Origin of the sequence: Halalkalibaculum sp. DA3122 (assembly GCF_043951865.1) — a bacterium.
Lineage (GTDB): Bacteria > Bacteroidota > Rhodothermia > Balneolales > Balneolaceae > JAMQKA01.
Window position 1 is genome coordinate 12,411 of sequence record NZ_JBINJF010000019.1, and the last position, 13,639, is coordinate 26,049.

The following is a 13,639-nucleotide window of genomic DNA, read 5'->3' on the forward strand; positions in this document are numbered from 1 at the left end:
GCCATGCAACGTTTGTCCTTACCCATCGAAAATATAAAAGAACATTACGAAGTCGTTGTAATTGGTTCGGGCTATGGCGGCAGCATCAGCGCCTCACGGGTAGCACGGGCGGGGCGTTCGGTGTGCCTGCTGGAGAAAGGGCGTGAAATCCATCCCGGCGACTATCCCGACCATGAAACCGAGGCTCACAAGGAGATGCAGATGGATATCGAAGGTGATCATATCGGAGCGGAGACGGGATTGTACGACTTTCGTTTTAACGAGGATATCAACGTATTCCAGGGATGTGGCCTCGGGGGCACCTCCCTGGTAAACGCAAATGTTTCCCTCCCTCCCGAAGATTGGGTGTTGGACCGCGAGGAGTGGCCGGAAGCGCTTCGAAATGACCGCCAGACCCTTGTGGAGTGCCAGGAGCTGGCCCGCCAGATGCTGCAGCCCGTGCCCTACCCTGACGATTGGCCTACGCCCGCCAAGCTCAAGGCGATGGAGATCTCTTCGACAGAGTGGGAGGGCGACCCATTTTACCGCCCCCCCATTAACGTCAGGTTCGAGGATGGAAAGAACGCCGCGGGTGTCCACCAAAACGCCTGCACCGGGTGCGGCGACTGCGTTACGGGTTGTAATTACTCCGCCAAAAACACCACACTGATGAACTACCTGCCCGACGCCAGGCGGCACGGGGCGGAAATTTTCACCCAGACCGCCGTCGATCGGCTGGAGCGCAGCGAAGAAAACTGGATTGTGCGGTACCGGTCCATGGATACGGGGCAGGAAAAGTTCGGTGGCCCCACCAGCTTTGTGACGGCAGATATCGTTATTTTGGCGGCCGGAACACTGGGGACGACCGAGATCCTGCTGCGCTCAAAAGAGGAGGGACTCCCCCTCTCCGACCTGCTGGGCAGGCGGTTTACCGGCAACGGGGATTTCCTGGGATTCGGGTATAACAATGACGTCCGGGCCAACGCCATCGGGATGGGGCACAAAGAGCCCGATCCCCAAGATCCGGTCGGTCCCTGCATTACCGGTATTATCGACCTGCGGGATGAACAGTACACCAACGGCAAACCGACCGACGGAATGGTCATTGAGGAAGGCGTCATACCGGGGGCACTGTCTGCCTTTGTGCCGTGGCTGCTCTCATTTGCATCAAAATTTACCGGGGACGACACCGACAGCGGATTTCGCGATTTCCTGAGGGAACTGTGGCGCCGGCTGGGCTCACTTCTCGGGGGCGCCTATCGCGGGGCCGCCGAGCACACCATGACCTATCTCGTAATGACGCATGACGACGGGCAGGGGAAGCTCTTCATGAAAGATGGGCGCATTCGGATTGACTGGGACGAAGTAGGCCATCAAAGTATCTTCCAAAAAGTCAGTGATAACCTGCGCAAGGTCACCGATCTGCTGGGAGGGACCTATATCAAGAATCCAACCTGGAATAAGCTCTTCAGGCACCGGCTGACCACCGTCCACCCGCTGGGGGGCTGCATCATGGGTGAAGATGCCGGCAGCGGGGTCGTCAATCACAAGGGACAGCTGTTCAGGGGAGCTGACGGCACCGAGGTCTATGAAAACCTGTATGTCAGTGACGGCTCCATCATCCCGCGCACCCTGGGAGTCAACCCCCTGCTGACCATCTCGGCGCTGGCTGAACGAAACTGCGTATACATGGCCCGCGATCGCGGCTGGGAGATCGACTACCACCTGGATGGCGCCTACCAGCAGCAACAGGAACACCAGGAGCCCGGTATCCAGTTTACGGAGCGGATGAGCGGTTACATAGCAAAAGGGGCGGAAAGCTACGAGGCGGGTTATGAAAAGGGTAAAGCCGGTCAATCTCCCTTCGCCTTTATACTGACCATCCGTTCAAACGACATTGAACAGATGTTGGAGAACCCCGATCACCCGGCCAATATGTTCGGATCGGTACAGGCCCCCGCCCTTTCCGAGGATGATCTCTCGGTTTCGGCGGGCACCTTCAACCTGTTTGTAGAAGATCCAGAAGATGAAGACACCCGGTATATGCGGTACCGGATGAAGCTTCGGTCGGAGGAGGGCGAAATCTACTATTTTGAGGGCCATAAAACGATTCACGACGACCCGGGATTCGATATCTGGAAAGATACCACTACCCTTTTTATCACCGTGTATGACGGCCCTGATGCCGAGGCGCCGGTCTGGGGCAAAGGAATGCTCAGGATCAAGCCCGATGACTTTCGCAAACAGATCGGAACAGTCCAGGTCACCGGAGTATCACGCAACATCGAAAAACTGAAGTACCAGGGTAAATTCCTGAAATTTTTCTCTGAACATATTGTCGACGTATATCTCTGACCAACAGCGAGGGTTTGCTATGGAATCGAAATACATGGAACGTACGATCCCTTTCCGGGCCGGCGACGGCTTGCAATGTAATCTGGTGAATGTAAAAGGGGAAGAACGTCCTCCCAGGGGGCCGGTCTTGGTGGTTCACGGGGCCGGCGTTCGGGCCAATATCTTCAGGGCGCCGGTAAAGACCAACTTTGTGGACTATCTGGTTCAACAGGGATATGACGTGTGGCTGGAAAACTGGCGGGCCAGTATCGATATCGGTCCGAACGAGTGGGATCTGGACCAGGCGGCTCAGCATGACCACCCCGAAGCGGTAAAAAAAGTGGTGGAAGAGACCGGCTACGACGAGATCAAGGCGGTAATACACTGCCAGGGCTCCACCAGCTTTATGATGTCGGCCGTGGCGGGTCTGGTGCCACAGGTCAGCACCGTTGTCAGCAATGCGGTTTCTCTTCACCCGGTGGTTCCCGACTTTTCCAGGTTCAAGCTCAGCGTGGCGCTCCCCCTGGTGGCGCTGGGTACCAAATATCTGAATCCCCAGTGGGGCAACAGGGCCAGCGGGATCTTTCCCAAGATCATTCGCACTCTTGTGGAAGCCACGCACCACGAATGTGACAACGGGGTGTGTAAGCAGGTCAGTTTTACCTACGGCAGCGGCTTTCCCGCACTGTGGAAGCATGAAAACCTGAATGACGCCACCCATGAGTGGCTCAAACAGGAGTTTGCCGAAGTACCGATCCGTTTTTTTAACCATATCAAAAAGTGTATCAGGCAGGGACACCTGGTGGCCTTCCAGGACGATGGGGAGCTGCCGGACGACTACACCGCCCGACCGCCCGACACCGGAGCTCGCTTCGCCTTTTTTGCAGGCGAAGAAAACCTCTGCTTTTTACCCGAAAGCCAGGTCCGCACCCACAAGTACTTTGAACAACGGGAGCCCGGGCGCCATGCCCTGCACGTACTGCCGAAATACAGCCACCTTGATGTTTTTATGGGGCAAAATGCCGCTGAGGATGTTTTCCCGCTGATTGTGGAAGAGCTTGAAAAATAACCTGAAAAAAAGAGGACTTATTAAATGGGAGTACCCAAAAGGATAAAACGATATGAAGGCCAGCACGCCCTTGTCGACGGCATCCCTTATGTAATGCCGATCAATTGCGTGGATTCACCGGCCCTGTTCGCCGGGTTTCAAATTAATGCCGACAAGGCCCGGGCTTTTCTGCCCGGTAATGAACTTCATCCCTTTCGGTTGTGGAATGGGAAAGGGCTCCTGCTGATTACCGTCATAAACTACCTGGAAACCAGCATCGGCAAATATATCGAATTCAGCGTTGCGATCGCCTGCACTCACGGCCGCAAGCCCGCCCCCCGTCTGCTGCCCGGACTGATGATGGGTTTTTACGGGACCGGTCAGTATGTCGTCGACCTGCCGGTCAGTTCCGAGATTTCGGTCAAGGGAGGAAAAGGGATCTGGGGCATGCCCAAACACCAGGCCAACCTGGATTACGAGATAACCGATGATACCGTAAGCAGCCAGTACGAGAAAGACGGGCAGTTTGCAATGCGGATCGAAATCGACCGGCCTTCCCGTGCATGGATCCCGTTCAATATCGGGGCCACCAACTATTGCCAGTTCCGAAACATGCTGTTCGCCTCCTACATCTACTTCAAGGGGAAAGCGGGATTTCACCTGTTCAACAGTGCGAACGCGCGCCTTTACATCGGTGACCATCCCCGGACAGCCCCCCTCCGGGAGCTCGAAATCGACGGGGATGCGATTTTAACCGCGTTTATCCCGGAAGCCAACGGCATCCTGGACGATCATTTTGACACCTGGTTTTTAACGTATGATGAGGCCCCGGAAACCATGCCGGAAGGAATGGAGAGCGTAGTCGACCTGGGATTGAGCGAAGAGTGGCTGGCGTCTCCCTCAATCACTGACTACCAACAGTTCAAAATCTGATATGTCATTCATGTTAGCGAATCTTCCAGGTTCACGCCTGTGAATAAAAATATCGGATTTCTAACCCGGCAACGGCAAGCCCACAGGATTTTACCGTCTTCTAACTCTTTCGTTAATCACGCAAACAGGAGCAGCCATGAAAAAATTATTACTCAAAATTAACAAGGGCATTTTATTTGCCTGTGTATCCATGTATTTCGGAACGGGATGGTCGCTCGTCTTTTTCCAGTTTCCCTCTGCAGAAGGACTTACGCCCGACACCTACTACGAACAGTTTGTCCCGCAAGTCACGCGAGCCACTGATTTTTTTACCATTATGACGATGGTGATGATGGTTTCGGCCGTCATCATGATTATTGAGCACTGGAAATCGGTAAAAAAATGGTTTCCAATTGGCGTTTTGGTCGGCGTTGTTGTCGCCACGCTGCTAACCATGCTCTACATCTTCCCCTATAACGAACGCATGGCGGAGGGCATTTCCCAGATGGCCGAACTGCAGGAGGTGCTTGGAAAGTGGATGCGCCTGAATGTGGTCAGAGTCTCCATATGGACCGTGGAATGGTTGTGCATGCTGCTTTATTTCCTGATCGACTTCAACGAAGATCGTTAGCCCGAATTGCTTATCGCCAACACTGATATTCCAGGGTGTGATAATGCGGAAAGCCAGATGATATCATGAAATTTGCCGCCTTTTTTTTCTTCTATTGCTATATCGGGCTGGTCCTGGCTGCCGGTTTTTGGGGAGCGTTCCTGGGAGCCGACTTTGATCACCAGATGCTGTTCAAGCTGGATACCGGTACTCTTTCGGAATACTCGCGAACCAACATGCTCAGCCAGTACCGTTTTTTAAGGGCAATGGAGTTTGGATACGGCCTGTTCGCCATCACGTTCAGGAAGGAAATCTTTTCCGTCAAAAAATTTAACCGGCTGTATCTTGTCATCATGCTGGCGGGCGTACTGGCCCGCATCGTTTCACTGGTGGATGAAGGCTCTCCCTCGGCCCTGTTCTGGTTCTTCCTGGCCTTCGAATCTCTCGGCGTGGTGATTATCTATATTTATTTCAACCAGAAAAAGAAACCTGAAACAGCAGAGCACACGCACAGAAAAATCAATAGATAACAAATCTTCAAACCCATGGCCTATCGCAATTACCTGAAACTAATTCTCAAAATTATCGCCCTGGTTACTGTTGCCAGCGGGCTCGTACAGATGTTTATTCCCGATTTTGTACTGGGGATTATCGGCGGTGAAATAACCGCTTCCACCCTCCACTTCTTTGGAATCGTCGGCATGTTTATGGTCTTTTTCGGCGGACTCCTGTTTCACGCACTCAGCGTAAACAGGCCCCTCCCCGTGGCGATTCTCTGGTGCGGATTCCAAAAATTTGGGGCGGCGGTGGCCGTGGGCCTGGGGGTCGGGCGTGGACTTTTTTCATGGCTGGCCCTGGGCGTGGCGGGTTTCGACCTGCTCTCGGGCGTGCTGATCATGATTCACTGGTATTCGATCAAGAACCGTTAACCTGAATGCAAAGGCCGATATGATGAATCAAGATCAACATATAGTTTCCGGGAGTCCTCCTGAAGGATATGAAGGTCCCAAACGCTCTCTTGTGCTGGCCGGCGGAGGGATGCGGGTCGCCTACCAGGCGGGGGTGATCCGGGCCTTGCTGGAAGAAGAGCTCTGTTTCCACCATGCGGACGGCACCTCCGGGGGGACCATGAATCTTGCGATGCTGTTCTCCGGTCTGTCACCGGAGGAGATGGGAGATCGCTGGCGGACGCTCGATGTCAAAAAGTTTGTCTCCATGCTGCCGTTTGATAAATACCTGCGCCTCCACAAGACGGAGGCGATGGGCGACGCGGATGGAATCAAAAACCATGTCTTTCCCCATCTCGGTATCGATCCGGAGCATATCCGCAAAGCGGGAGGAATGGAGGGAACGTTCAACGTGTGCAATTACACCCACAAGACCAACGAGGTGATTCCCCATACCCGGGTGGCCCAGGAGCTGCTGGTTGCCGGTATATCACTCCCGATCTTCATGCCGGCCGTGGAATACCGGGGAGAGGAATATATCGACTCGGTATGGATTAAGGATGCCAACCTGATGGAGGCGGTTAAACGGGGCACGGAGGAGATCTGGCTGGTCTGGTGCATCGGCAATCACGGCATCTACAGGGACGGCATGTTTGACCAGTACGTTCATATGATTGAGATGAGCGCAAACGGCGCGCTGTTTGAGGAGTTTGACCGTATTAAGGAGCTGAACGAGCGGATTAAAAACGGAGATTCTCCATACGGGCAGTCCCGGCCTGTAACACTGCATGTGATCAAGCCGGAGTACCCGCTGCCGCTGGATCCCGATTTTTTCTTTAACCGCATCGATGCCTCAACGCTTGTTAGCATGGGCTATGCTGACGCCTCCCGCTATCTCTCAAATTATGACCCCGCGGGCGTCCCACTCTCTCCCAACGCAACCCGCATGAAAGATCCGGCGCCCGGTATCGCCTTCCGGGAGACCATGGAAGGTGGATTCAGTCTCCATACCGGAGATCCTGAAGATGGTGCCCGGAAAGGAGCAGAACAGAACACCCGGTTGTCGCTGAGCGCCTCCATATATGTCCACGGCCTGCGTCATTTCATGGAGGAACCCAACCACAGCGCCACCATGGCCGGACATGTCAGTTTTGCCCCGTTCGACGATTACCTCCCGGCCAAAACAGGTGTGTTTAACCTGTTCGTGGAAAATGACGATACCGCTGAAAAGCCGAACACCAAATGGATGATTTATGAAATGGAGTTCGAATATGAAGGCACATCCTACTACCTGGCGGGAAAAAAAGAGGTGCGTGACGATCCCGGATTCGACCTGTGGACCGATACCACGACCCTGAACGTATACCTTCACGAAGGTACCGACAAAACCGGTCCCGTCGTCGGAGCCGGCGTGCTGAAACTCAGCAAGGGAGAACTGGTGAGCCTGCTTCGCTCAATGCATGCCATCGACGCCCGTGACACCGCCGAGCGGTTCAACCTGGTGGCAAATTTCGGGGCATTCTTTTTGGGGGAACTGTGGGATTCATACAAGAGCCTGGCCACCGGCAAAGATGACGCGAACACAGGTAGCCCCTATATCCGACCGATAATCATAATATCGGTACTGGCGATCATTATATTTTTGATTTACTACCTGTTTTTCAGATAACCCAAACCTGAGACCGTTGCCCGTATAATTATTGATTACCAGGACAGCAGTTATTCGCCCGAACCGCATGTTGGTTTTCAGTTTTGTGCCTGACATATTGATTGTTCTTTTATTATCGTCAACAGATTTTTCCAAACATAAACGTAGCCTGATTTCAGTAATTTTCACACAAACAGAAATAAACTATGGCGCTGCAGATTAAAAGAGACTGGCAAATGCCGGATGCGGAATATTTTAAAACGGTCAGTGAAAAAAGCGGGATTTGTGTCCACCACACGGTGGGCGGTACCGCCCGTTCTACCTTCAACTGGTGGAACCAGGATTCCCACATGGTGGGGACCGCCTTCATTATCGACCGGGATGGCGCGGTCTACAACGTGTTTGATCCCGAATGCTGGGCGTGGCAGTTCGGCCTGCCGTGGGATTACGAAGAAAAGATCGCGTTTGAAAAACGGTTCATCGGTATTGAGCTCGCCAGCGAAGGCGGACTACTGGAGGAGGATGGAAAATTTTACTGTTTTGACCGCATCTCTCCCCGAACTGAAAAGCCGGAAGATGAGGTCTTCGACGCGGGATCCGACTACCGCGGCTACCGCTATTTCGACCGTTACGAGCCCGAGCAAGTCGACTCACTCGTTGAGCTGATTAATCACCTGTGCGATGAATATGATATCCCGCGCCGGGTGCAGGCCGAACCCACCCGGTATTACGGGAAACAGCTGAAAAACTTTGAAGGAATCATCGGCCACACAATGGTGCGCAGGGATAAATCTGATCCCGCCCCGGATCCCGAGCTCTGGGAGCGGCTTATCGACGGTTGTAACCTGGAGGTGGTCGGTTCGGAATCGGAGCAGGATCCGGATGAACCCGATTCCGAACGCCCGGAAGAAGAGGCCCTGTCCAAACAGGAAATTGAAGACCTGTTCCAGCACAATATAAGGGCACTCAACGAAATGGACGTGTCGGCCGGCAGCATGGTAAAAGGACTGATCATGGAACTGGAGCGGGGAGAGCGCGATACCTACATAAAACTCCGGGATCCCGAACCGGGAGGCCACACCATTCACTACGATTTCCTGGAGGGAGACAACGACCTTGTTCATCGAATAGGCAAGGCTCTTGGATTCAAAAAAATCACAAACGACACGCTGGAGGTACGCCATGGATAGCTTAAAGACGGGACTCATCATTGTAAGTGTCATTGCCGGTCTGCTGGCGATCGGGATGTCCTACTTCCTCGGCAGGGAAATCAACCGGGAAGAGATTCAGCGCGCCCGGATGGAGATGCAGCAACTGCGGGCCTCACGCGACTCAATCCAGGCGATCGTGTCGCTCAAGGACTCCCTGCAGTCACTGCTGAGCAGCCAGGTCAGGCAGCTGCAGTCGGAGACCAACAGGCTGCGAAATGAAGTACAGGAGCTGGAGGAGCAGCGCAGGGAGGACCAGCTTACGGTGCGTTCAATCCGGAAAAAAGAGGACCTGCAGGATCGCCTTGAGAAAACGTTCCCGGAGATGGCCAACTCCGACTGGGGCGTTACGGAGGTCTATAACGAAGAGGCGGGCGTCGGCGTGGAGTACCTCCTGGTCCCACTCTGGTTTAGTGAGACGTTTATTATTGACCATCAAAATTCCGAATCCTACAAGCAACAGCGGGACAAGCTGTTTGCCGTGGACTCCCTCCACCAGCAGGTGAGTGTGCTCAAGGACAGCCTGTTCACCCTGGAACGCGAAAAAGCCCAGGCCTATGAGACGGGATACAACGATGCCTACGTCAAGTATGAGGATCTCAACGAAAAATATATTGACCTGCTTGAACGGCCCCCTTCGGTTGAGCTGGGATTCCCCAAATGGGGTGTAATCGGCGCCAGTGTGGGGGCAGGTGTACTGATCGGAACCCAAATTAAAAAGTAATACACCGGCAACGAGCGGTCTCTTTGCTTTCACTCACCGCGATCCCCTCGTGGAATCCATTCGGGATGAACTCGTCTGCCACTTGCCGCTTGTTGCTGAGTTTGTTACCATCGAAAGCAGATGATATGATGTTGCCATGCACTACAATATTAAGGAAAAGGGGGCTTTGAAAAACCCGGAGTTTTGTTCACGACCAAAGCCTGAGCGGAATTGAGCAAAACTACGGTTTTGCAAAGCCTTCGAAAAGTAAAGTACAGGAGACTTACATGTTGAAGATCGGATTCGCGGGATCAGGATTTATTGCACATTTTTTAGCAGAATCGATGCGGTATGTTCGGGGTGTTGAACTTGCGGGTGTTCTCAACCGCAGCGGTGCCGGAGAACTGGCCTCGTTTGCCCGGGAACAGCAACTCGGGGCCTGCACAGTCTGCGATTCTGTCAAAGAACTCTGCAGGACCAGTGACGTCATCGCTATCTTTGCTCCCAACTTTGCACGGGTTGGCATCGTGGAGGAGATCGCCGATGCTGTCAAAAGCGGGATCGACCTGACGGGCGTGATCGCCGAAAAACCGCTGGGCCGCACGGTGGAGGAATCGCGCCGACAGGTTGAGCTGGCCGATGAGTGTAACCTGCTTACCGCTTATTTTGAGAACCAGGTCTTTATGCCCGCCATTACAAAAGCCATGGCCCAGCTCGAGCCTCAACAAAAGGCGATGGGTCCTCTCACCCTGGCCCGTGCCGGCGAAGAACACGCGGGACCGCACAGCAGCTGGTTCTGGGATCCCCGCAAGCAGGGAGGCGGCGTACTCTCAGACATGGGCTGCCACAGTATCGCCGTGGCCTGGTATGTGCTCACCCCGATCGGCAAGCCGCTGGATTTCCTGGAACCCGTAGCGGTATCGGCCGATACCTCGCTGCTGAAATGGGGGCAGCCCAAATATCGAACACAGCTCAGGGAGCGTTTTGGAGTGGACTACGAGGAGACCCCGGCCGAAGATTTTGCCACCGGCATCATCACGTTCCAAAACCCGGAGACCAAGCAGCGCGTCAAAGCCCAGTTTACGGTCTCCTGGATGTACGACAAACAGGGACTCCGCCTTAATTTGGATGCGCTCGGACCAGGTTATGCCATGGAGATGAATTCGCTGGACTCCCCTTCCGAAATCTTCATCGGGGACGAGGCGGCGGATGCAATTGCGGATGCCGAGCTGGCCCTGGAAAAGTCGACCGCCTCCCGCGGACTGCTCACGGTACAGCCCAATGAAGCCGACCTGTATGGCTATGTGGATGAACTGATTGATATGAGGGATCGCTTCAACCAGGGACGCGATGCAACGCTGGACTGGCATTACGGGCTCGAGGTCACTCGCCTTGTCCAGGCGGCTTACCTGGCGGCCGAACGCGGCGAGACACTTGATTTGACGGATTCCAAAATACAGGAGGAGCTGGAGAGCTATCAATCGCTTATAGCACAGGGCAAGGGGGCGGAAATTTTGTATTAGCGGGCTTTGAAAAATCAGGGGTTTTGGTCAAGGTCAACGCTTGAGTGAATTTGAACCCGGAGCTTACAAGCTATAAGCGATGATTTCAAATTCGCGAAACTACCGAGATTAGCCAAAACAACGGTTTTGCAAAGGTCTCTATTAGTCTATTCTTACTCACCGGGAACGGTTGCCGCCGTTGAAAACCCCGTTTTTATTTAAGTGGTTTAACGGGATGGGGACATTCATTTTCTGTTGACTGACATAATTTAGCCAATAACCAATTCCTAATAACCGATAACTGCTTTTTGACAGTGATTTTGGTCGTTGTTGTTTATACAAAACGAACACCTCGTCCACGGGAAAAAGCTGCCATTTTTTTGAAAAATTCTGCCATATGCGGGACACTTGGGCTATGCCTGGCCATTGATGGGAATCTCAAACAAAAAGTGGGCGCCGTTGCGGTTCTCGATCTGCATGCGGGCGCGCAGCTGACTCTTGAAGGTTTCCACCAGCATCAGACCGAGTGAAGATTCCATTTTCTCGCGAAAATCCGCGGGCAGTCCGTCGCCATTATCAGCAATCGACAGCCGGTAGACGTCCTCCCCTTTCTTAAGCTTCACTTCCAGCACGCCCTGCTCTCCGGTAAATGCATGTTTAAATGAATTTACCACAAGCTCATTGACAAGCAGTCCGCAGGGAATCGCCCGGTCGATATCCAGGTGAACCTCGTCAATGTCGAACCGGAGCTCAACGTCAGAATTAGGTCCGACAAACATGGATCTCAGGCTTTCGACCAGTTCCTCGATATACGTTTGCATCCCGATATCTGTTACCGTGCTGGTGCGGTACAGCTTGTCGTGCACCAGCGCCATCGACTGGATCCTCGACTGGCTGTCGCGCAACACTTGTTGAGTCTCCTCATTCTTTGAACTGTCCATTTGCAACTCTATCAGCCCGGAGATAATTGCCAGGTTGTTCTTCACCCGGTGGTGAATCTCCTTGAGCAGCAGTTCCTTCTCCTCCAGCGACTGCTGAATTTCGCGCGTCTTGCTTTTGACGCGCGACCTCAATGACACAATCCACCCCACTCCCAGTACTGTAACAACCAGTCCGATAATACCCAATGTAAAAAGCGTATATTGTGTAAGGCCTACGGTCTCCAAATCCCCGGGGTCCCGCAAGAAGATGTTGTAGCCCTCCCCTTCCACCTTGCCGGGATTATACAGGCTCACGATTCCCGCCACCCGCACCCGGTCGCCACTGGCCAGCGATTCGGTATCAAATTGAGAATAGAGGCTGTGAAAATTGGATACGTAGAGCTGTACGGAACGTGCTACACTGTCGGACGGGGTTACCACCAGGTATTTCCCGTTGTATTGTGATCCCTTTCCCGTAACCGTAGCGGTACCTCCCACCAGCATTCCCTCGTAGGTCTCCAAATTTCTCAGGGCCCTGCTCATTGGAACAGGCCCCGGTAACGGGGATTGAGGCTCAAAGACCTCATATTCCAGCACCTTTACTTCAGTCATCCCGAAATACTGTTGCACCACCCCTGTTACGACCAGGCTGTCTCCCCGGGCGATCGGCTGGTCAAACGACCGGGCAAACAGGGAGAGTCCCGTTGAATCGTCCTGAATAAAGATCTGCAAATACACCTCATGCAGCAGACCGGTTTCGATACTGGCTAGACCGGATACCGTGACCGTATCTCCCAGCATATCAGGCGTTCCATCTCCATCGCGGTCAGCTTTGACCTGGTGCAACGGCGTGAACTGGTCTCCAAGAGCCGATTGGGCTGACGCAGACCCCGTACACCAGATTCCCACGAACAGGACGGTCAGTATTGCAAAACCGATATTTCGGCTAGAACTGTGATAATTCCTTGTTTTCATGCTTAACGTCTGCTGGGGTTAATAGGTTGCCAAATTGCACCGGCTTGGGTTAAGGAATTGCAAACAGGGCTGTTCATTTGATGAATTAACCGGATTATTTGTCCCCGGACAACACTCCTGGTTTTTCAAAGCCCTCGAATTCAAGCTTAAACTGTTGATATTATTTCATATCAACATTACCTGTAGCTCAAATTTCAGTACTGTTGCGAACGGCTGTGAAATTTGGCTGCACACTTCATCAAACGGGGACATGATGGGCTTATGAAAAAACCAGTTGCCCGTGGCATATTTCAACAGCCACTGCAAATGTACCATCTTTTCTATCCCGGCGGAGTTTGTTTAATACCGATGAGATAGGAGGCTGCCGTATCCGGGCCCGGATTATTCACAAAATCCGACTACAAATCCTGGTAATCTACTGCAAACAGGCTTAATTAATGGTCTTACATAAAATTTTATTAAGTTTAAAGAGGACGTTTTGCAACGTCCCTGTTTCTGTACCGTTTTCATTGCGAGCATGTAAAGAATCTCCAATCAGGATCTTGCGGCTGGAGAGATCGTCATTCCATCGTAGTGACAGCAGATTTTGCAAACGTCAGCTAAAAATACTAAATACAATCAGTTAACGATTAAATTTCCCATCACAAAAAGTAGGTTAATCCCGAAAGAATTAAAAACCCTTTTCTGAAATCCCATTAACCAGAAAAGAAAATAGGCTTTTCTACCTACGCCGAAAAAATAGGTGTTTTACGTGTTTCAATTGTGTTGCTATTTGAAGAATATAGCGGTGCATTTAATTTATTGTTAAACTTTTTGTCAGCTACGGTAGAAAGGCTTTCGTTGTCATCTTTTC

Annotated in this window: 11 protein-coding genes; 10 read left to right on the top strand and 1 reads right to left on the bottom strand. The window is 52.7% G+C overall.

All coding sequences use genetic code 11. The features are described from left to right. Window positions 1–3 precede the first annotated feature (3 nt). The 10 genes from ACG2F4_RS12805 to ACG2F4_RS12850 all read left to right on the top strand — a co-directional run bounded on the left by ACG2F4_RS12805 (window position 4) and on the right by ACG2F4_RS12850 (window position 10,912). A complete protein-coding gene (locus ACG2F4_RS12805; protein ID WP_395261271.1) occupies window positions 4–2,334 on the top strand; it encodes a GMC family oxidoreductase N-terminal domain-containing protein in 2,331 nt (776 codons plus the stop codon). 19 nt (window positions 2,335–2,353) lie between these two features. After that, window positions 2,354–3,382, top strand: a complete 1,029-nt coding sequence (locus ACG2F4_RS12810; protein WP_395261272.1) for an alpha/beta fold hydrolase — start codon at window positions 2,354–2,356, stop codon at window positions 3,380–3,382. Between the two features lie 24 nt (window positions 3,383–3,406). After that, entirely contained in the window at window positions 3,407–4,294 is an 888-nt protein-coding gene (locus tag ACG2F4_RS12815; protein ID WP_395261273.1) for an acetoacetate decarboxylase family protein, read from the top strand. Between the two features lie 136 nt (window positions 4,295–4,430). Then, window positions 4,431–4,904 (top strand): anthrone oxygenase family protein, encoded by a 474-nt coding sequence (locus ACG2F4_RS12820; protein ID WP_395261274.1) that lies wholly within the window; start codon window positions 4,431–4,433, stop codon window positions 4,902–4,904. 65 nt (window positions 4,905–4,969) lie between these two features. Further along, window positions 4,970–5,413 (top strand): DUF4345 domain-containing protein, encoded by a 444-nt coding sequence (locus ACG2F4_RS12825; RefSeq protein WP_395261275.1) that lies wholly within the window; start codon window positions 4,970–4,972, stop codon window positions 5,411–5,413. Between the two features lie 15 nt (window positions 5,414–5,428). Then, on the top strand, window positions 5,429–5,812 hold the full coding sequence (locus tag ACG2F4_RS12830; RefSeq protein WP_395261276.1) for a patatin: 384 nt from the start codon (window positions 5,429–5,431) through the stop codon (window positions 5,810–5,812). Between the two features lie 19 nt (window positions 5,813–5,831). Further along, window positions 5,832–7,499, top strand: coding sequence for a patatin-like phospholipase family protein (locus tag ACG2F4_RS12835; RefSeq protein ID WP_395261277.1), 1,668 nt, complete (start codon window positions 5,832–5,834; stop codon window positions 7,497–7,499). 185 nt (window positions 7,500–7,684) lie between these two features. Then, entirely contained in the window at window positions 7,685–8,668 is a 984-nt protein-coding gene (locus tag ACG2F4_RS12840) for an N-acetylmuramoyl-L-alanine amidase (protein ID WP_395261278.1), read from the top strand. Next, window positions 8,661–9,410, top strand: a complete 750-nt coding sequence (locus tag ACG2F4_RS12845; RefSeq protein ID WP_395261279.1) for a hypothetical protein — start codon at window positions 8,661–8,663, stop codon at window positions 9,408–9,410. The genes ACG2F4_RS12840 and ACG2F4_RS12845 overlap by 8 nt, the downstream gene beginning before the upstream one ends. Window positions 9,411–9,676: 266 nt before the next feature. Beyond that, a complete protein-coding gene (locus ACG2F4_RS12850) occupies window positions 9,677–10,912 on the top strand; it encodes a Gfo/Idh/MocA family protein (protein WP_395261280.1) in 1,236 nt (411 codons plus the stop codon). A gap of 392 nt (window positions 10,913–11,304) precedes the next feature. Here ACG2F4_RS12850 and ACG2F4_RS12855 read toward each other — a convergent pair whose 3' ends face one another. Next, entirely contained in the window at window positions 11,305–12,786 is a 1,482-nt protein-coding gene (locus tag ACG2F4_RS12855; RefSeq protein ID WP_395261281.1) for a histidine kinase dimerization/phosphoacceptor domain -containing protein, read from the bottom strand. Window positions 12,787–13,639 lie beyond the last annotated feature (853 nt).

Excerpts from the sequence above, each read along its gene's own strand:
- ACG2F4_RS12840 (WP_395261278.1), top strand. The coding sequence starts at position 7,685 with ATGGCGCTGCAGATTAAAAGAGACTGGCAAATGCCGGATGCGGAATAT.
- ACG2F4_RS12805 (WP_395261271.1), top strand. The coding sequence starts at position 4 with ATGCAACGTTTGTCCTTACCCATCGAAAATATAAAAGAACATTACGAA.
- ACG2F4_RS12835 (WP_395261277.1), top strand. The coding sequence starts at position 5,832 with ATGATGAATCAAGATCAACATATAGTTTCCGGGAGTCCTCCTGAAGGA.
- ACG2F4_RS12845 (WP_395261279.1), top strand. The coding sequence starts at position 8,661 with ATGGATAGCTTAAAGACGGGACTCATCATTGTAAGTGTCATTGCCGGT.
- ACG2F4_RS12810 (WP_395261272.1), top strand. The coding sequence starts at position 2,354 with ATGGAATCGAAATACATGGAACGTACGATCCCTTTCCGGGCCGGCGAC.
- ACG2F4_RS12825 (WP_395261275.1), top strand. The coding sequence starts at position 4,970 with ATGAAATTTGCCGCCTTTTTTTTCTTCTATTGCTATATCGGGCTGGTC.
- ACG2F4_RS12830 (WP_395261276.1), top strand. The coding sequence starts at position 5,429 with ATGGCCTATCGCAATTACCTGAAACTAATTCTCAAAATTATCGCCCTG.
- ACG2F4_RS12850 (WP_395261280.1), top strand. The coding sequence starts at position 9,677 with ATGTTGAAGATCGGATTCGCGGGATCAGGATTTATTGCACATTTTTTA.
- ACG2F4_RS12855 (WP_395261281.1), bottom strand. The coding sequence starts at position 12,786 with ATGAAAACAAGGAATTATCACAGTTCTAGCCGAAATATCGGTTTTGCA.
- ACG2F4_RS12820 (WP_395261274.1), top strand. The coding sequence starts at position 4,431 with ATGAAAAAATTATTACTCAAAATTAACAAGGGCATTTTATTTGCCTGT.
- ACG2F4_RS12815 (WP_395261273.1), top strand. The coding sequence starts at position 3,407 with ATGGGAGTACCCAAAAGGATAAAACGATATGAAGGCCAGCACGCCCTT.